The following is an 18,111-nucleotide window of genomic DNA, read 5'->3' as shown; positions in this document are numbered from 1 at the left end:
TCTTCAACATTTTAGAGGTATCAAGTTGAGCAAAGACACAGGATTTTCAATTACTTCAGCAGAAAGGTATTCACTTGCGCTTTATGAATTATCTACTGAAAGCAATGTTACATCCCAAATAGAGGAGCAATCACTTTCAATTCTAAAATTATTAGAACAAAGTCAAGATTTTTCAAATTTAATAAAAGACCCAACTACTAGCCAAGATGATTTATTAAAAGTAGTTAATACAATTTCAGAAAATTATAAATTTGATCAATTATTAAAAAATTTTTTAAGTTTTTTAATTCAAAAAAGGAGGTTCTTTTTTGTAGAAAGAATTCTTAAAAGTTTCATTGAAATTTGTTCAGAAAAAAGAGGTGAGTTAAAAGCAGAATTAAAGTCAGCTAAAGAGTTGTCTAATGAAGAAATTACAAAAATTACAGAGGAATTAACTAAAAATTTTAGTTCAAAAATAAAATTAAACTACAAGCATGATGAAAGTTTAATAGGAGGTTTGGTAGTACAGGTAGGGAGTACTATGGTGGATACCTCAATTAAAAGTAAATTACAACAAATCGAAAATAGAATGATAGAGGCATAAATGGAAATAAATCCTTCAGAAGTTACAAAGATATTAAAAGAACAAATTAAAAATTTTGGAGATAAAGCAGAGGTTACTGAAGTTGGTCAAGTTTTATCAGTTGGTGACGGTATCGCTAGAATTTATGGTCTTGACAATGTTGAGGCTGGAGAGATGGTTGAATTTTCTGATGGCTCTAAAGGTATGGCCCTAAACTTAGAGAGCGAAAACGTTGGTGTTGTAATTTTTGGTGATGACAGAAATATTAAAGAGGGTGATGTTGTAAAAAGAACTGGAAATATTGTTGATACGCCAGTTGGAAAAGAATTATTAGGTAGAGTAGTAGATGGTTTGGGAAATCCAATTGATGGCAAAGGTGCATTAGATAAAAGTGTACAAAAGAGCAGAGTAGAGGTTAAGGCTCCTGGAATTATCCCAAGACAATCAGTTAACGAACCAATGCAAACGGGATTGAAATCAATTGATAGTTTGGTTCCAATTGGAAGAGGTCAAAGGGAATTAATTATTGGTGATAGACAAACAGGAAAAACTGCTGTTGCAGTTGACGCGATCATAAACCAAAAAAAGATCAATGAATCAGGTGACGAAAAACAAAAATTATATTGTATTTATGTTGCTGTAGGTCAGAAAAGATCAACTGTTAGACAAATTCAAAAAACTTTAGAAGAAGCTGGTGCAATGGAATATACAACGATTGTTGCAGCAACAGCATCAGACTCAGCACCACTTCAGTTTTTAGCTCCATACACTGGTTGTGCTATGGGTGAATATTTTAGAGATAATGGAATGCACGCATTAATTATCTACGATGATTTATCAAAACAAGCAGTCGCTTATAGACAAATGTCTCTTTTATTAAGAAGACCTCCTGGACGTGAGGCTTACCCGGGAGATGTATTCTACTTACATAGTAGATTGTTAGAGAGAGCTGCGAAATTGAGTGATGAACATGGTGGAGGATCTTTAACAGCACTTCCAATTATTGAAACTCAAGGTGGAGACGTATCTGCGTTTATTCCAACAAATGTAATTTCAATTACAGATGGTCAGATTTTCTTAGAAACTGAATTATTCAACCAAGGAATAAGACCTGCAATTAACGTTGGTTTGTCAGTTTCAAGGGTAGGTTCATCTGCACAAACTAAAGCGATGAAAAAAGTTTCAGGTTCAATGAAACTTGAGCTTGCTCAATATAGAGAAATGGCGGCGTTTGCTCAATTTGGTTCAGATTTGGATGCCTCTACTCAACAGTTACTGAATAGAGGATCAAAATTAACTGAACTTCTAAAACAAAAGCAATATTCTCCAATGACAGTTGCAGAACAGGTAATTTCGGTTTTCTGTGGTGTTAAAGGATATCTTGATGATATTGATTTAAAAGATGTTGCAGGTTTTGAAAGTAAAATCATAGAAAAATGCAAATCAGAAAAACCTGAGATTATTGAATCGATACAAAGTTCAGGAAAGCTTGAAGAAGATAAAGAAAAATTATTAGTTGAACTGATTACTCAATTAAAGGAAACTCTTAAATCTTAATTAGATATGGCAAGTTTAGACGACTTAAAAAAGAGAATAGCCAGTGTAAAGTCTACACAAAAGATTACAAAAGCTATGAAAATGGTTGCGGCTGCAAAATTAAGAAAAGCACAAGAAAGTGCTGAAAAAGGAAGACCTTATTCAGAAAAAATGAACAATGTAATTTTAAACCTTTCTAGTGGAATTTCAGATAAAGAAAATGCACCAAAGTTGTTAGCTGGCACTGGACAAGACAAAGTTCATCTTTGCGTTGTTATGACATCAGATAGAGGTTTATGTGGTGGATTTAACTCAAATATAATTAAGAAAGCAAAAAGTTATTTTTCTAAAATTTTAGATGAGAATAAAGAACTTAAAATTATTACTGTAGGTTCAAAAGGTAATGACCAACTTAAGAGAACTTATGGTGATAAAATAATTGAAAACATCTCATTTAAAGAGTCAAAGAATGCTAATTATTTTGATGCAGACAAAGTAGGAAAAATTATTATTGAAAAATTTGAAGCAGGTGAGTTTGATGTATGTACAATTTTTTATAATAAATTTAAAAATGTAATTACACAAATCCCACAAGCTCAACAAATAATTCCTTTAAATGACGAAGGAAATCAAAATAGTTCAGATGAAAGTTATGAATTTGAACCAGACGAGGATGAAATTTTAAGCAATTTGTTGCCAAAAAATATTTCAACACAAATATTTAAGGCAATGTTAGAGAATTCAGCTAGCGAACAAGGATCCAGAATGAGTGCAATGGATAATGCAACCCGAAACGCAGGTGAAATGGTTGACAAACTTACTATCGAGTATAATAGAAGTCGTCAGGCAGCAATTACTAAAGAACTAATAGAAATCATATCAGGAGCAGAAAGTTTATAATTATGAGCAAAGGAATAATTACACAAGTTATTGGAGCGGTAGTAGACGTAAAATTTGAAGGAGAACTACCAGAAATTTTAACAGCATTAGAATGTAAAAACGGTGATAACAGATTAGTTTTAGAGGTTGCTCAGCACTTAGGAGAATCTACAGTAAGAACTATTGCAATGGATGCTACTGAAGGATTAAAAAGAGGAGATGAAGTTGTAAATACAAATGCTCCTATTCAAGTTCCTGTTGGACCAGAAACTTTAGGTAGAATTATTAATGTAATTGGTGAGCCAATTGATGAAAGAGGTGAGGTTAAAACTAAAGAAACCTGGCCTATTCACAGAGCTGCACCTGAATTTAATGATCAATCAACTGAAACTGAAATATTAGTTACTGGTATTAAAGTTATCGACTTATTAGCACCATATGCCAAAGGAGGAAAAATTGGACTATTTGGAGGTGCCGGTGTTGGTAAAACAGTTTTAATTATGGAATTGATTAACAACGTTGCAAAAGCACATGGTGGATTTTCAGTTTTTGCTGGAGTTGGAGAAAGAACTAGAGAAGGAAATGATCTTTACCATGAGATGATGGAATCTGGAGTAATCAAGCAAGATGGCCCTGGTTCTAAAGCTGCATTAGTTTATGGACAAATGAATGAACCTCCAGGAGCAAGAGCAAGAGTTGCTTTAACAGGATTAACAGTAGCAGAATATTTTAGAGACCAAGAAGGACAAGATGTTTTATTCTTCGTTGATAATATTTTTAGATTTACTCAAGCTGGTTCAGAGGTATCTGCTTTATTAGGTAGAATTCCTTCAGCTGTAGGATATCAGCCTACATTAGCTACTGATATGGGTAATCTTCAAGAAAGAATTACAACTACAAATAAAGGATCAATTACTTCTGTGCAAGCGATTTATGTTCCAGCTGATGACTTAACTGATCCAGCACCCGCAACATCATTTGCTCACTTGGATGCTACTACAGTACTTTCAAGACAAATAGCTGAAATTGGTATCTATCCTGCAGTAGACCCATTAGATTCTACTTCAAGAATTTTGGACCCAAGAGTAGTAGGTGACGAACATTATAGAGTTGCAAGAGATGTCCAAAGAATTTTACAATCTTATAAATCACTTCAGGATATTATTGCTATCCTTGGTATGGATGAATTATCTGAGGAAGATAAATTAGTTGTAGCAAGAGCAAGAAAGATTCAAAGATTTTTATCTCAACCATTCTTTGTTGCGGAAGTATTTACAGGTTCACCAGGAAAATTAGTTGATCTAGAATCTACAATCAAAGGATTTGATGCAATCTGTAAGGGTGAATATGATCACTTGCCAGAAGCAGCTTTTTACATGGTAGGTACAATTGAAGAGGCTATTGAAAAAGCTCAAAAAATGGAAAAAGAAGCTGCAGCTTAATGAGCGAAGAATTTAAAATTGAGATAGTAAATCCCGATAAATCTTTTTTGGTCAAAGAAGATGTATCGGAAGTAGTAGTACCTGCTTTTGAGGGAGAAATGGGGATATTAAAAGATCACATTTCAATTATCTCATTTTTAAAACCAGGTATTATCAAAGTAAGTTCAAAATCTGGTGATGAAAATTATTATGTTGAGGATGGTATAGTAGAGTTTAAAAATAATAATTTATCTATTCTAACAAGCTCAATTTATAATTTGTCTGATATGGATAAATCTGTTCAACAGGATTTACTGAAAAAAGCTGAAGAAGAGGCAGGAAAGTCAGATATTAATGATCAAGCTAAATATTTAGTAGATCAAAAAATTGAAGTTTTAAAAACTCTTAATTAAGAATTTTTTTTACTTTATCTTTAACTTCTTTGTACACGTGTAGTTTAAAATCAACCACTAAGTCTGTGATTTTGTCTAGCTCTACCCATTTCCACTCTAAAAACTCAGGGTGTTTAGTTTTGATATTTATTTCACTATCTGACCCAACAAATCTCATTAAAAACCATTTTTGTTTTTGACCTCTGTACTTTCCTTTCCAAATCAAACCAAGCAATCTATCTGGAAGTTCATAAGTTATGGTTCCATCTAATTCTTTTACTAATTCAACATTTTTAATACTAGTCTCTTCCTCAAGTTCTCTGTAAGCAGCTTTTAAAAAATCCTCACCTTCATCTACACCGCCTTGCGGCATTTGCCAAAAATTTTTGGGGTTATCTATTCTTTTGGCAACAAACACTTTGTTCTCTTTATTTAACACAACAATTCCTACTCCACTTCTTAGTGGAAGATTATGTAAATCTTTTTTCATTTTATCCGTTGAGTAATTTAATTGCGTAATTTAGTTGATTATCAGTGTCAGTTCTTATTTTAAAATTATCACCTTCTTCATTCACTTCAATGTCTGGACGTACACCAACCTCAGATATAGATTTTCCAGATGGAAGATAATATTTTGCAACAGTTAAACGTATTGCACCTCTATTTTTAAGAGGAATAATAGATTGAACTGAACCTTTGCCATAACTGTTCTCACCTACAACAATTGCTCTTTTGTGGTCTTTTAAAGCTCCTGCAACAATTTCTGATGCTGAAGCTGATCCATAATTTATCAGTACTAATAATGTTTTTCCGTCAGTTATGTCTCCTTTTTTTGCAAACCATTTTCTATTATCAGATTTTTTTCTACTTTTAGTGGAGACAATTTCACCATTTTCTAAAAAGAAATCAGATATTCTTATTGCTTGGTTTAGTAATCCACCTGGATTATTTCTTAAATCCAAAATAAATGAATTAAGATTTTTATTTTTTTTTAATTTCTTTATTTGTTTTTCTATTTGATCACTACTGTTTTCATTAAATGAAGTTAATCTAATATAGCCAATATTTTCTTCTAATAACTCTGACTTAACTGATTGAATTTCAATTATTTCTCTAGTGATATTAAATGTTAATGCTTTTTTTTCTCCTCTTCGTCTAACTGTTAATTCTATACTTGAACCTACCGGGCCTCGCATTAAATCAACAGCTTCACTAAGAGATTTCCCTTGTACTTGGATATCGTTAATTTTTACAATGTAGTCACCAGCTTTTAATCCAGCTTTTGACGCTGGTGTGTCGTCAATAGGTGAAATAACTTTAACAACTCCTGCTTCCATACTTACCTCAATTCCAAGGCCGCCAAATTCACCACTAGTTTCAGTTTGCATTTCCTCCAGAATTTCAGGAGACATATAAGAGGAATAAGGGTCTAAAGATTGAAGTAAGCCATTGATAGCAGAGTCCATGCTTTCAGATTGATTGATCTCATCAATATATTCTCTATTTATTTTTTCTAAAACCTCGCCAAATAAATCTATCTTTTTGTAAATATCTACTTCAGAAGAGTTTGCTGAACTTAAATAAAAAAATGATAAAAAAATAATTGAGTAATATTTAATTATTTTCATATCATTACTTTTTCTTTAGGAATAAATTCTGACCAGATTTTTTCTAATTCATAAAATTTTCTTTTCTCTGGATGAAAAATATGAACGATTAGATCTATACCGTCTACCAATTTCCATTCACCACTTTCTTTACCCTCAATTTTAGAGTCTTTAATTCCATTATCTTTAAGCTTTTCTAATACTTGTTCAGATAAAGATTGTATATGTCTAGATGATGTACCGCTTGCTATTATCATATAATCTGCCATCGAACTTTTATCTTTAAGATCAATAGTCACTATGTCCTCAGCTTTGTTAAGATCTAATGTGGTAATTACAATTTCTTTGAGATCTGAAATTTTATCCATTAATTAAATTTAGACTATCAAATTTTTCTTAATTGAGAAGATGAAATGTTGACTTTATTAAATTCTATAAATTTGAGGGTGGTATTACTGAGAGCCTTAAATGTCTTTGATTTTAATGAGTTTTTTTTATAGCCATGTCTATCGAAAACTAAAATATTACACTTTTGTGAAATAGATTTTGATTTATACCATTTGTGAAAATTTATTAAGTTATCTGCTCCCATTAAAAAATAGATTTCAATATTTTTATTTTTTTTCAAATGATTAATTAAATCGATTGTTTTATTTGAGTTAATTTTATTTTCGTAAAATCTCACTTTTATAAATGAATTTTTACCAATAATTTTTTTGCAGAATTTTATTCTTTCAGTAACTGAGGTTTTGCTCTGGTTTTTAAATGGATTTTTTTTTGTGATTGCCCAAATAATGTTTTTAAGCTCAAATCTTTTTTTTGCTTCTTTTGAAATTGCTAGATGACCTTTATGAGCAGGATCAAATGATCCTCCTAAAATTCCTATTTTTGTCTTATTTGATTTCAAATTAATTTCTTATTTTACCGTTACTTGTAATTTGATATTTGTATGAAACAAGTTGATTAAGTCCTACAGGCCCTCTTGGTGGTAGTACATTGGTAGAAATTCCAACTTCTCCTCCGAACCCAAATTCACCTCCATCTGCAAATTGAGTTGAAGTGTTATGCATGGCAATAGAGCTTTTGACTTCTTTTAGAAATTGATCAGCTGTTTTTTTGTTTTTTGTAATTATCGAGTCTGTATGCATTGTTCCATACTTATTAATATGACTTATAGCTTCATTGAGGTTGTTTACTATTTTAACAGAAACTGCTGAGCTTAAATATTCTGTGGACCAATCTTTTTCAGTAGCTTTAAAAATTTTACCCTTATAAAATTTAGCCAAAGTCTTTTCTCCATAAATTTTACAACCATTTTTTTCTAAATTACCCAGGATTGTATTGCTAAATTTTTTAACAATATTTTTATGTAGAATAATGGTTTCAGTCGCCCCACATATGCTGGTGTTTCTTAATTTTGCGTTAGTAACAACTCTATTTGCCATCTTTAATTCAGCGTCTTTGTCGACATATGTATGACAAATACCCTCAAGATGACCAATTATAGGAACCTTAGAAAGTTCTTGAACTTTTCTTACAAGATTTTTTCCACCACGTGGGATTATAACATCAATATATTCTTTCATTTTGGAAAGCATTACATCAACCATCTTTCTGTTTTTAGAGTCTATAAATTGTATAAAGTTTTCATCTACTTTATTTTTTTTGAGCGCTTTTCTAAAAAGTTTTGATAAAATTCTATTTGAATTGATTGCCTCAGAACCTCCTCTTAAGATTACTGCATTACCTGATTTGAAACATAAACCCGCAACATCTGATGTAACATTTGGCCTACTTTCATAAATTACACCAATAACTCCTATTGGAATTGATACTCTACTAATATTTAATCCATTAGGTCTTTTCCACTTTTCTAGAACATGATTAATGGGATCTTTAAATCTAATAATACTAATAATAGAATTTCTGATGTCGTTTATTTTTTTCTCATTTAAATGAAGTCTATTAATTAAATTTTCTTTTAATCCTATTTTTTTTGCATAATTAATATCTTTAGTATTTTCTTTAATTATTAAACCTTTGTTTTCGTCAAGCATTTTAGCATAGGAGGCTAAAACACTATTTTTAACTTTTGTGTCTATTTTATATTGACTTGCTTTTCTTGCTCTTTTACCGATTAAATTCATATAATTATTCATTTATACCTCTACCATATCATCTTTATGAATAACTTCAGATTTTGCAACATAACCAAGTAATTTTTGAATTTCATTCGAATGGTGTCCCATAATTTTTTTTACTTCATCAGAAGAAAAAGAACTTAAACCCCTAGCACATTCGTTATTTTTTTTATCTAAAACTTTTATATGATCACCTTTGTTAAATCTTCCTGATACATTTTTAATACCTGCAGCTAGTAAACTTTTTCCAAGCTTTAACGCTTTTTTGGCTCCATCATCAATTACAATATTTCCTTTAGGTGCAATTGAGCTAATTATCCATTTTTTTCTAGCATGAAGTTTAGAGACCTTTGGGCTGAACCATGTACAATTATTTTTTTCAATAATTTTTGAAATAGGATTTGAATACAGTCCGTTTGCAATAATCATACTGCTGCCAGCTAATTGACAAATTTTAGCAGCTTCAATTTTTGTTTGCATTCCTCCACTTCCATATTCATTAATTCCTTTGATATTAATTTCTTTTAAGTCTTTGTTTATATCATTTACTATTTTTATTAGTTTAGCGTCTTTATTTACTTTTGGATTTTTTGTAAAAAGGCCATCTACATCTGAAAGTAAAATTAATGTATCGGCGTTTGTAATTTGAGCTACTCTAGATGCCAATCTATCATTATCTCCATATTTTATTTCAGTTGTTGCAATTGTATCATTCTCATTAACAACTGGGATAAATCCAAGTTCGAATAAATTTTCGAATGTTCTTTTGGCATTTAAGGATCTTCTTCGTTCCTCCGTATCTTCTAGAGTTAACAAAATTTGTGAAATATTTAATTTGAATTTTGAGAAGGTCTGAGAGAATAAATTCATTAGTTCAATTTGGCCAATAGAGGCAATTGCTTGACTTTTATCTAACTTAATATTTTTTTTGTTAAAATTCATTTTTTTACATCCAAGAGCGATAGCACCTGAACTAACAATGACTATTTTTTGATTTTTATCTTTTAGTTTTTTGATGTCCCTCGCAAAGCTTGAAAGCCATTTTTTTCTAATTTTTTTATTTTCATCAACTAATAAAGATGAACCAATTTTAATAACAATAATTTTCGAATTTTTAAGATACATAGGATAATAATTTTGCCTTAATTTTTGAAACCGACTCTTTATTTAAAGTTGTCATAGTCATTATCTCACAATTTTTATCTTTAGAGAAATCATCAATTACATCTTTAGCTGTGTCTTCATCAATTAAATCTATTTTGTTAAACACAATTAACTCTCTCTTTTCAAGCATTTTAGAACTGTAATTTTTAAGTTCATTTTTAACCTGATCATAAGATTCCTTAAGATCAAGATTAGTAATATCAATTAAATGTAATAAAGATTTGCATCTTTCTATATGTTTTAAAAACTGTATCCCAAGTCCAACACCTTCATGGGCACCTTCTACTAATCCTGGTATATCGGCTATTGTGATTTCTTTATCATCATAGCTAGCAACACCTAAGTTAGGATTAAGTGTTGTAAATTTATAATTAGCAATTTTAGGATTTGCGTTTGTAAGTGCTGCCAACAAACTTGATTTTCCTGCGTTAGGTAATCCAATAATTCCGATATCAGCTATTGTTTTAAGTTGTAACCAAATTGTAAACTCTTCTCCCAAAGTTCCTTTCGTAAATTTTCTTGGAGCTCTGTTTGTAGAGCTTTTAAATCTAGTATTTCCCAAACCACCTTTGCCACCATTAGCTGCAATGTACTCTTCTCCTTTTTTGTTAAAATCAAATAATAGAGTTTTGTTATCTTCTTCAAATACTTGGGTTCCAAGAGGAACTTTTAAAACCAAATCCTCACCACTTTTACCTGTTCGATTTTGACCAGAACCATTCTCTCCACGTTGAGCTTTATGATGTTGTTGATATCTGTAATCAATTAAAGTGTTTAAGTTTTCTTCTGATTTTAAAATGATAGAGCCACCCCTGCCTCCATCGCCTCCATCAGGTCCTCCAAACTCAACATACTTTTCTCTTCTAAAACTTGGTGAGCCGTCACCGCCGTTTCCAGCCTTAATATAAATTTTAACTTGATCGAGAAATTTCATAATACAACATTTTCTTGGTTGTACTATTAATTGGGTTTTACTGAAACGTAAGTTCTATCTAATTTAGATTTTTTGAATACAACTTTACCTTTGATAACAGAAAAAATTGAATGATCTTTTCCCATTCCAACATTTTCGCCAGGAAAAATTTTTGTTCCTCTTTGTCTAACAATTATATTTCCAGGTATTACAGTTTCTCCACCGTATTTTTTAACACCAAGTCTTCGACCAGCACTATCTCGTCCGTTTCTCGATGATCCACCTGCTTTTTTTGTTGCCATAATTTACCTAATAACTATTTACTTGCAGCTTCCTTAACTTCTTCTTTTTTGGAAGCTGGTTTAATTTTTTCAGCTTCAGATAATACTTTACCATCTTTTGAAAAAATTTTGTTAATTCTTATCAAAGAAAATTGTTGTCTGTGCCCATTTTTTCTTCTTGAATTTTGTCTTCTTCTTTTTTTGAAAATTAGAATTGTTCTATTTTTACTATTTTTAATTAAATCTGCCTCTACCTTAGCACCTTCAATATTAGGAGTTCCAACCTCAATATTTTTATCATCTCCATATGCTAGGATTTCATTAAATTCTATTTTAGTTTCAGGCTTTGAATCTGGGAGTTTTTCGATTTTTAATATTTCACCAGATTTAACTTTGTACTGTTTACCACCTGTTTTTATTACTGCGTATGACATAGTATGAATATTAAATTTAAGTAACCGCAATATAGTTACCGGAAGCTTATAGTCAAGCTGAATTAGTTAAAAATTATCCTTTAAATCCCTTAATTTTGAAAAGGTTTTTAGGTCATTTGCTCTTAAAAAAATATTACAATCAATTTCATCCTGTAAGGTTGATGGAATAGTAGGCAAATTATTATTTCTTTGTTGTTTTATAAATTCTATTTTCTTTAACAAAGAAGAGTTTTCAGAATCATGTTCCAAGCAAAATTTTGAATTGTTTAAAGTATATTCATGGCCACAATAGATTTTTGTTTCTTTAGGTAAAGATTTTAATTTATTTAAAGAGTTATACATTTGTTCGTATGTACCCTCAAAAATTCTACCACATCCAAGTGAGAAGAGAGTATCTCCGGTGAATAGTAAGTTTTCTTCAAAAAAATAAAAACAAATATGTCCCGTTGTGTGTCCAGGGATGTGAATAATTTTAGCTTTGAAATTTCCACTATTCCAAATTTCATTGTCTTTTAACAAGATATCAATCTCTGGTATTCTTTTTGCATCTCCATTAAATCCTAAAACAACAGTTCCAAATTTTTTTTTTAATTCAGTATTACCACCAATATGATCATAATGATGATGAGTATTTAAGATGTATTTTAAATTAATATTTTTATCGCTTAAGTAATTGATTATTGGTTTAGCTTCACTTGGATCAACAACACAAGCTTCCAGTTTATCTTCATCTATAATTAAATAACTATAATTATCTTGGAGGCAGGGTATAATTTCAACTTTCATTTATTTTTCTATTAAAAATATTCCAAGGTCAGCAAATAAATTTTTAGTTCCCAAATTATTAGTTGTTATATTTGAAGTGTTGTTGCTATTTAAAGCTAAAGTTTTTATCATTTTAATTTCTTTAAATTTTATAAAATTTACAAAATCTTTGATTGTGCACATATGCAAATTAGGCGTACTGTGCCATTGTTCTGGTAAAGATTTTGTTATTGGCATTGTCCCCTTAAATAGTAGATGCAATCTAACTTGCCAATTACCAAAATTTGGTATTGTTACAATTGCTTTTTTTCCAACTCTTAAAAGTTCATCTAAAACAAGTTCAGGGCTCAAAAATGCTTGGAGTGTTTGACTCAATACTACATAGTCAAACGATTTATCAGGAAATTGTTTTAAGTCTTTCTCTGCATTACCTTCTATTACAGTTAATCCTTTTGCAATACATTCTTGTACTTTTTCCTTAGAAATTTCTAGTCCCCTTACATTTATATTTTTATTTTCTTTTAAAAATTGCATCAAAGTTCCATCTGCACAACCTACATCTAGAACTTTTTTATTATCTTCAATTAAATCTGATATTACTTTAAATTCATTTTTCATTGTTTAACTCTGTATAAGATTTGTCTAAGAAATTCTTTAGTGCGTTTAAAAAATCAGGAACATCTAATAAAAAAGAGTCGTGACCTTTATCAGATACAATTTCTACAAAACCAACATCTGCTCCAATAGAATTTAAAGCTATAACAATATCTTTATTTTCTTGGGTTGGATAAAGCCAATCAGAAGTAAAAGAAATAACAAAAAATTTAGCTTTTGTATTTTTAAATGCATCAGACAAATTTCCATTAAATTGTTTAACTAAATCAAAATAATCCATAGCCCTAGTTATGTAGAGGTAGCTGTTTGCATCAAATCTATCTACAAATACAGATCCTTGGTATCTCAAATAACTCTCAATTTGAAAATCCGCATCAAAACCGAATTTCAAATCTTCTCTTTCTTGCAATTTTCTTCCAAACTTTTCCTGCAAACCTTTTTTAGAGAGATAAGTTATATGAGCTGCCATTCTTGCAACAGCAAGCCCTTTACCTGGGTTTGTGTTATTAGCTTCATAATTTCCATCTTTCCAATTGCTATCAGCAGTGATTGCTTGTCTTCCTAGTTCATTGAAAGCAATATTCTGTGCCGAATGACTTGAAGTTGTAGCAATGGGTATAACAGTTTTAGCTTTATCAGGAAAGTTGGTGATAAATTGAAGAACTTGCATACCTCCCATAGAACCTCCGGTAATTGCAAATAGTTTATTAATTCCAAAGTGATCAAGTAAATTATATTGTGCATTCACCATGTCATTAATTGTAATAACTGGAAAATCAGTTCCAAAAGTTTTCTGTGTTTCAGGATCTTTATGGCTTGGTCCAAAAGATCCCATACATCCACCAATTACATTTGAACAAATAACAAAATATTTATTGGTATCTATTGCTTTGTCTGGGCCTACAGCAAAACTCCACCAACCATCTTTTTTAGTAACAGGATTTAAACCAGTTACAAATTGATCTCCAGTTAGTGCATGAAATACTAATATAGCATTGTCTTTATTCTCATTTAAAGAACCATAAGTTTCGAATGCAATTGGAAAATTGTTTATAGTTTTACCGCAATCTAATTTAAGAGGTTTTTTTATAATTAATGTCTTAATATTTTTTTCTGTATTCATTTTAAAGCCTTTAGATGAATTGTGAGAAAAAAAACTATTTTAGCGGTTTTTTTTAAGCGCTCGCAATTCAGTTAAATCAGCGCATAAATTTTGTACAAGAACTTGTAATTTATGTCAATTTTTTAAAATAAGATCATATTCTCTATAAATATTTGTTTTTTTATCTATAAAGAGCTCATAAAAATAAAAAAAATGAGCACGCCTAAATTTAAAAAATTTAACATAGAAGCTTATAAGCCTGGCAAATCTAAAATTAACAAAATTAGAAAGATCATTAAATTGTCAGCTAATGAGTCTGCTTTAGGGATGAGCCCATTAGCAAAAAAAACAATATCTCAAAAAAATTTAGTATTAGATAAATATCCAGATGGAAAGTCTACCAATCTTAAAATGGCAATATCTAAAGCGTATAAATGCAATTTCGATAAAATAATATGTGGAGCAGGTTCTGACGAGGTAATTCAAATGTTATGTCAATTATATCTACATCCAAAGGATGAAGTGATTGTTCCTCAATATAGTTTTTTAATGTACAGGATTTATGCAAAAATTGTTGGTGCAAAAGTTGTATTTGCAAAAGAAAATCATTTTAAAGTTTCAATTGAAGAAATATTGAAAAAAGTATCTAGGAAAACCAAAATAGTTTTTATTGCAAATCCAAACAATCCAACAGGAACATATTTAACTAAAAAAGAGACATTAGAACTTAGAAGAAAATTGAATAGAAATATTTTATTAGTAATTGATGATGCGTACTCAGAATATATGAAAAATGATGATTACAGCTCTGGTTTAGAATTATTTAAAAATAAAGATAATGTATTTATATTGAGAACATTTTCTAAAATGTTTGGTTTAGCCTCATTAAGAATTGGCTGGGGATATGGATCGAAACAGATAATTAGAGCGTTAAATGTTATTAAACCACCTTTTAATGTAAATGGTTTGGCTCAAGTTGCGGCCGCAGAGTCTTTGAAGGATAAGCAATTTATTCAGAAGTCTATTAGACATAATTTAAACTATGCAAATAGATTAAAAAAATTTCTTGAAAAATATAATATTTTTTCAAACGCTGTATCAGCAAATTTTTTACTATTAAATTTTGATGACTGTAAATATTCAGCAAATTTTCTTTACCAAAAATTAAAAAATAAAGGAATTATATTAAGATCTACTGAAGATGGTTATCATATTAAAAACAAATTGAGATTAACTATTGGCTCATCAAGAGAAAATTTAATATTCATGAATGCAGTGAGAAAGATTTTTAATTAAATGAAAAATATTTTAATCATAGGGTGTGGTTTACTTGGATCTTCAGTTTTAAGATCTATAAACAAAAATAAACTAGCAGATAAGATATATATTTATGAAAAGTCAAAAAAGAATATATCGAGAATTAAAAATCTTAAATTACCTGGAAAAGTAGTTAGTTCATTAAAAGAAGCTGTAACAAAATCTAATTTTATTATTTTTTGTACACCTATGAGTGAATACAAAAATATAATTATGAAAATAAATAATTATATTTCACCTAACACATTAATTACTGATGTTGGTTCTTCAAAAATTGAATCATCAAAAATAATAAAAAAATTTTTAAAAAAAGGAATTGCATGGACTTCCAGTCATCCAATTGCTGGTTCTGAAGTAAGTGGACCACAGCATGGAAAGAGTAATATGTTCGAGGGTAGATGGTGTATTTTAATTAAAGAAAAGAATACAATTAAAAAAAATTTAAATTTTCTAAAAAAATTTTGGGAGAAAATTGGATCAAAAGTAACAATTATGTCACCTGAAAAACATGATAAAATTTTTTCAATAACTAGTCATTTGCCTCACTTAATTGCATATAATTTAGTTAAGTCAGCTCAAGATTTTGAGAAAAAACAAAGCTATGATTTAATTAAATATAGCGCAGGAGGACTAAGAGATTTTTCAAGAATAGCAGCTTCTAATGAGATTATGTGGCGAGATATTTTTTTCAACAACAATAAAAATATTTCAAATGCTATTGATTTATTTATTAAAAATTTGAAATCATTTAAATCTGATATTAATTCAAAAAATAATAAATCTATTATTAACAAGCTTATTGAAACTAAAAAAGTCAGATCAAAAATAATCAAACTCAAACAAGATATTAATAAGCCAGATTTTGGAAGAAGCTAAATTTTAATTTTAGCTATTTTTTTTACTTTAAGTTTTGCCGTGTTTTCAATTCTTTTAATTGTCTTAATTATAGGCATGATCAATACCTTCTTTTCAGGTCCATATGCATGTATTAATTGCTTGGAATTTAAACACATAGCGACATGTCCTTTCCAAAAAATGATATCTCCCTTTTGATAATTTCTTTTTATGTTTCCTTTTAAATATTTGATTTGATCTTTAGTATCTCGAGGAAAAAACCTATTATTATAATAGTAAAATATTTGTAATAAGGCTGAGCAATCTATTCCCCTGTAACTTTTTCCACCCCAGATATATTTTATATTCAAAAATTTTTTAAAAATTTTAATGAAGTTTTTTTCTTTATAATTTATTTTTTTTATATCTTTTTTTTTAATCCATTTATTTTTATCAATTCTAGCATAATTTTTATTTGTTTCTTTAACTGATAACTTTGATCCAAGAGATAGATAAATATTAGTTTTTAAATTTGGTTTTTTATAGATATTTGCTTTTAAGCTATTTACTTTATAATTAGCTTTAAATTCTTTTGAATAATTTTTATTTAGAATATACCCAGAATAATTATCAAAATTAGATTTTATTTTTATCCAATTTCTAGTTTTAGATAAAATTTTAAATTTTTCTCCATATAATATTTGTGAGGTTACTTCTGAAAATTTAGAAGGTTTTTTATAAATATTAGAAAAACTACCTTTGAAATAAAATTTATTTTGCACCAATTTTAATTTTATTTTTTATCATCCATAGACATATTAGTGAAGGAATTACCATAATAGTTGTTAAGACAAAAAATGTTCCCCAATCTCCATTTAACCAATCTACCAAAGCTCCTGATGATGATGCTAAAGTTGTTCTTCCAGCAGTTCCTATTGATGCAAGTAATGCATATTGTGTTGCTGTATATGTTCGATCAACAAGTAAAGATATAAAAGCTACAAAAGCAACGGTTGCAAAAGCTGCAGTAATATCGTCAGCAATAACTGCTATTGCAAATAATAGTTCAGATTTACCAGTCCATGCCAAGACAGCAAATAACAAATTTGTAATCGCCATTAATCCTCCAGCAAAGAACATAGTTTTTATAGTTCCGGCCCTCATGGCCATTACACCACCAATTAAAGTAAATACGACAGTTGTTATCCAACCTAATCCTTTTGAATAGATTGCTATTTGTCCTTTTGAAAAGCCTATTTCTTTATAAAATACAATCGACATTCTACCCATGAATGCTTCTCCAATTTTAAACAAAAAGACAAACCCTAAAATTCCTGCAGCTATGGCAAAACCATTTTTTTTAAAGAAGCTAATAATGGGCCCACCAATTGTTCCAGTTATATAAGCAACAAAAGTTGTGATAATATTGTTAGATCCTAGTTTACCTTTAATTAAATTATCAGTTTCCTTTTGCTTTGATTGTCTGTCAGTTTCTACTGGCTCATGAACAAACATCAGAGCAATATTCATTAAAATAATTAGAACACCTAATATTAAAAAAGTTGCTTGCCAGTAATCTTGGATACCAATATTTTCAAAAAACTCTGCAGTAAATAAAGCAACTACACCACCTAATTTGTAACCTGTCCACCAACCAACTACAGCCATTGCAGCACCTGCTGCCATTGATTTTCCCTCATTTTCATTAATTTGTTCAATTCTTAATGCATCTACCGTTATATCTTGAGTTGCTGATGCTATAGCGATGATTAATCCTACTGTAATTATCAACGCTAAATTTTCTGTAGGATTTATAATACTCCAAACTAGTAAACTTAATAGAATTACTAATTGCATTAAAACAATCCAACCTCTTCGGTGACCTAATTTTTTAGTTAGGAAAGGAATTTGAATTCTATCTATAATTGGTGCCCAAAGATAATTAAAAGCATAAACCCCAAAAATAAGTCCTGCCCATCCAATAGTAGATCTACTTAATCCTTCTTCTTTTAACCAAAGACTTAAACTACTAGCAATCAAGACCCATGGAAATCCACTGATTGCACCAAGTAATAAAATTCTTAACATTCGAATATCTTTGTAAACTGAAATCGATTCTAACCAGGATGTTTTATTTATTTCAGACAT

General features: G+C 29.7%; 21 protein-coding genes. 7 read left to right on the top strand and 14 right to left on the bottom strand.

The window, feature by feature from the left end:
* Window positions 1–25 precede the first annotated feature (25 nt).
* From atpH to atpC, 5 genes are read left to right on the top strand one after another with little or no spacing between them, the layout of a single operon-like run.
* Window positions 26–583, top strand: a complete 558-nt coding sequence (atpH, locus tag ACTTA5_RS04660; RefSeq protein WP_440648312.1) for an ATP synthase F1 subunit delta — start codon at window positions 26–28, stop codon at window positions 581–583.
* A complete protein-coding gene (atpA, locus tag ACTTA5_RS04655) occupies window positions 584–2,119 on the top strand; it encodes a F0F1 ATP synthase subunit alpha (protein WP_440648310.1) in 1,536 nt (511 codons plus the stop codon). It abuts the gene before it with no gap.
* Between the two features lie 6 nt (window positions 2,120–2,125).
* On the top strand, window positions 2,126–2,998 hold the full coding sequence (locus ACTTA5_RS04650; protein ID WP_440648308.1) for a F0F1 ATP synthase subunit gamma: 873 nt from the start codon (window positions 2,126–2,128) through the stop codon (window positions 2,996–2,998).
* Between the two features lie 2 nt (window positions 2,999–3,000).
* Complete coding sequence (gene atpD / locus ACTTA5_RS04645) at window positions 3,001–4,419, top strand: F0F1 ATP synthase subunit beta (RefSeq protein ID WP_440648306.1); 1,419 nt, start codon at window positions 3,001–3,003, stop codon at window positions 4,417–4,419.
* The gene (atpC, locus tag ACTTA5_RS04640; RefSeq protein ID WP_440648304.1) at window positions 4,419–4,811 is read left to right on the top strand and encodes an ATP synthase F1 subunit epsilon; all 393 of its coding nucleotides are present in this window, start codon (window positions 4,419–4,421) and stop codon (window positions 4,809–4,811) included. Before atpD ends, atpC begins: the two co-directional genes overlap by 1 nt.
* On the opposite strand, the gene ACTTA5_RS04635 is transcribed toward atpC, so the two are convergent.
* From ACTTA5_RS04635 to metX, 12 genes are all read right to left on the bottom strand, one after another.
* Window positions 4,804–5,280 carry an RNA pyrophosphohydrolase gene (locus ACTTA5_RS04635; RefSeq protein WP_262589883.1) on the bottom strand — a complete coding sequence of 159 codons (477 nt, stop codon included), beginning with the start codon at window positions 5,278–5,280 and terminating at the stop codon, window positions 4,804–4,806. The two genes, atpC and ACTTA5_RS04635, sit on opposite strands and share 8 nt — an antisense overlap.
* A gap of 1 nt (window position 5,281) precedes the next feature.
* Window positions 5,282–6,418 carry a S41 family peptidase gene (locus ACTTA5_RS04630; protein ID WP_440648302.1) on the bottom strand — a complete coding sequence of 379 codons (1,137 nt, stop codon included), beginning with the start codon at window positions 6,416–6,418 and terminating at the stop codon, window positions 5,282–5,284.
* A complete protein-coding gene (gene rsfS / locus ACTTA5_RS04625; RefSeq protein WP_075506496.1) occupies window positions 6,415–6,765 on the bottom strand; it encodes a ribosome silencing factor in 351 nt (116 codons plus the stop codon). Before rsfS ends, ACTTA5_RS04630 begins: the two co-directional genes overlap by 4 nt.
* A 17-nt stretch (window positions 6,766–6,782) precedes the next feature.
* Window positions 6,783–7,310 (bottom strand): nicotinate (nicotinamide) nucleotide adenylyltransferase, encoded by a 528-nt coding sequence (gene nadD, locus ACTTA5_RS04620; RefSeq protein ID WP_440648382.1) that lies wholly within the window; start codon window positions 7,308–7,310, stop codon window positions 6,783–6,785.
* Entirely contained in the window at window positions 7,306–8,556 is a 1,251-nt protein-coding gene (locus tag ACTTA5_RS04615) for a glutamate-5-semialdehyde dehydrogenase (RefSeq protein WP_440648300.1), read from the bottom strand. Before ACTTA5_RS04615 ends, nadD begins: the two co-directional genes overlap by 5 nt.
* Window positions 8,557–9,663 (bottom strand): glutamate 5-kinase, encoded by a 1,107-nt coding sequence (gene proB, locus ACTTA5_RS04610; protein WP_440613704.1) that lies wholly within the window; start codon window positions 9,661–9,663, stop codon window positions 8,557–8,559.
* On the bottom strand, window positions 9,653–10,636 hold the full coding sequence (gene cgtA / locus ACTTA5_RS04605) for an Obg family GTPase CgtA (protein ID WP_440613705.1): 984 nt from the start codon (window positions 10,634–10,636) through the stop codon (window positions 9,653–9,655). Before cgtA ends, proB begins: the two co-directional genes overlap by 11 nt.
* A gap of 26 nt (window positions 10,637–10,662) precedes the next feature.
* Window positions 10,663–10,917, bottom strand: a complete 255-nt coding sequence (gene rpmA / locus ACTTA5_RS04600; protein WP_075506491.1) for a 50S ribosomal protein L27 — start codon at window positions 10,915–10,917, stop codon at window positions 10,663–10,665.
* Between the two features lie 14 nt (window positions 10,918–10,931).
* Window positions 10,932–11,330 (bottom strand): 50S ribosomal protein L21, encoded by a 399-nt coding sequence (gene rplU / locus ACTTA5_RS04595; protein WP_440613706.1) that lies wholly within the window; start codon window positions 11,328–11,330, stop codon window positions 10,932–10,934.
* Window positions 11,331–11,396: 66 nt separating this feature from the next.
* On the bottom strand, window positions 11,397–12,116 hold the full coding sequence (gene gloB / locus ACTTA5_RS04590; RefSeq protein WP_440648298.1) for a hydroxyacylglutathione hydrolase: 720 nt from the start codon (window positions 12,114–12,116) through the stop codon (window positions 11,397–11,399).
* Window positions 12,117–12,713, bottom strand: coding sequence for a methionine biosynthesis protein MetW (gene metW / locus ACTTA5_RS04585; RefSeq protein ID WP_440619042.1), 597 nt, complete (start codon window positions 12,711–12,713; stop codon window positions 12,117–12,119).
* Window positions 12,703–13,833 carry a homoserine O-acetyltransferase MetX gene (gene metX, locus ACTTA5_RS04580; protein ID WP_440648296.1) on the bottom strand — a complete coding sequence of 377 codons (1,131 nt, stop codon included), beginning with the start codon at window positions 13,831–13,833 and terminating at the stop codon, window positions 12,703–12,705. Before metX ends, metW begins: the two co-directional genes overlap by 11 nt.
* 192 nt (window positions 13,834–14,025) lie before the next feature.
* Here metX and hisC point away from each other — a divergent pair, with 192 nt between their 5' ends.
* Entirely contained in the window at window positions 14,026–15,108 is a 1,083-nt protein-coding gene (hisC, locus tag ACTTA5_RS04575) for a histidinol-phosphate transaminase (protein ID WP_440648294.1), read from the top strand.
* The gene (locus ACTTA5_RS04570) at window positions 15,109–16,005 is read left to right on the top strand and encodes a prephenate dehydrogenase (RefSeq protein ID WP_440648292.1); all 897 of its coding nucleotides are present in this window, start codon (window positions 15,109–15,111) and stop codon (window positions 16,003–16,005) included. It abuts the gene before it with no gap.
* Here ACTTA5_RS04570 and ACTTA5_RS04565 read toward each other — a convergent pair.
* Window positions 16,002–16,745, bottom strand: coding sequence for a C40 family peptidase (locus ACTTA5_RS04565; RefSeq protein WP_440648290.1), 744 nt, complete (start codon window positions 16,743–16,745; stop codon window positions 16,002–16,004). The genes ACTTA5_RS04570 and ACTTA5_RS04565 overlap by 4 nt on opposite strands.
* Window positions 16,735–18,111, bottom strand: a complete 1,377-nt coding sequence (locus ACTTA5_RS04560; protein WP_440648288.1) for an AmpG family muropeptide MFS transporter — start codon at window positions 18,109–18,111, stop codon at window positions 16,735–16,737. Before ACTTA5_RS04560 ends, ACTTA5_RS04565 begins: the two co-directional genes overlap by 11 nt.

The organism is Candidatus Pelagibacter sp. HIMB1521, assembly GCF_052047875.1.
In the GTDB taxonomy this organism is placed as follows: domain Bacteria; phylum Pseudomonadota; class Alphaproteobacteria; order Pelagibacterales; family Pelagibacteraceae; genus Pelagibacter.
The sequence above is the reverse complement of the archived record's forward strand: the minus strand, read 5'-3'. Positions and strand labels throughout refer to the sequence as shown.

Excerpts from the sequence above, each read along its gene's own strand:
- atpA (WP_440648310.1), top strand. The coding sequence starts at position 584 with ATGGAAATAAATCCTTCAGAAGTTACAAAGATATTAAAAGAACAAATT.
- metX (WP_440648296.1), bottom strand. The coding sequence starts at position 13,833 with ATGAATACAGAAAAAAATATTAAGACATTAATTATAAAAAAACCTCTT.
- ACTTA5_RS04615 (WP_440648300.1), bottom strand. The coding sequence starts at position 8,556 with ATGAATAATTATATGAATTTAATCGGTAAAAGAGCAAGAAAAGCAAGT.
- ACTTA5_RS04560 (WP_440648288.1), bottom strand. The coding sequence starts at position 18,111 with ATGTCTGAAATAAATAAAACATCCTGGTTAGAATCGATTTCAGTTTAC.
- gloB (WP_440648298.1), bottom strand. The coding sequence starts at position 12,116 with ATGAAAGTTGAAATTATACCCTGCCTCCAAGATAATTATAGTTATTTA.
- ACTTA5_RS04630 (WP_440648302.1), bottom strand. The coding sequence starts at position 6,418 with ATGAAAATAATTAAATATTACTCAATTATTTTTTTATCATTTTTTTAT.
- hisC (WP_440648294.1), top strand. The coding sequence starts at position 14,026 with ATGAGCACGCCTAAATTTAAAAAATTTAACATAGAAGCTTATAAGCCT.
- rplU (WP_440613706.1), bottom strand. The coding sequence starts at position 11,330 with ATGTCATACGCAGTAATAAAAACAGGTGGTAAACAGTACAAAGTTAAA.
- ACTTA5_RS04650 (WP_440648308.1), top strand. The coding sequence starts at position 2,126 with ATGGCAAGTTTAGACGACTTAAAAAAGAGAATAGCCAGTGTAAAGTCT.
- ACTTA5_RS04635 (WP_262589883.1), bottom strand. The coding sequence starts at position 5,280 with ATGAAAAAAGATTTACATAATCTTCCACTAAGAAGTGGAGTAGGAATT.
- proB (WP_440613704.1), bottom strand. The coding sequence starts at position 9,663 with ATGTATCTTAAAAATTCGAAAATTATTGTTATTAAAATTGGTTCATCT.
- metW (WP_440619042.1), bottom strand. The coding sequence starts at position 12,713 with ATGAAAAATGAATTTAAAGTAATATCAGATTTAATTGAAGATAATAAA.
- cgtA (WP_440613705.1), bottom strand. The coding sequence starts at position 10,636 with ATGAAATTTCTCGATCAAGTTAAAATTTATATTAAGGCTGGAAACGGC.
- rsfS (WP_075506496.1), bottom strand. The coding sequence starts at position 6,765 with ATGGATAAAATTTCAGATCTCAAAGAAATTGTAATTACCACATTAGAT.
- atpD (WP_440648306.1), top strand. The coding sequence starts at position 3,001 with ATGAGCAAAGGAATAATTACACAAGTTATTGGAGCGGTAGTAGACGTA.
- atpC (WP_440648304.1), top strand. The coding sequence starts at position 4,419 with ATGAGCGAAGAATTTAAAATTGAGATAGTAAATCCCGATAAATCTTTT.
- ACTTA5_RS04570 (WP_440648292.1), top strand. The coding sequence starts at position 15,109 with ATGAAAAATATTTTAATCATAGGGTGTGGTTTACTTGGATCTTCAGTT.
- rpmA (WP_075506491.1), bottom strand. The coding sequence starts at position 10,917 with ATGGCAACAAAAAAAGCAGGTGGATCATCGAGAAACGGACGAGATAGT.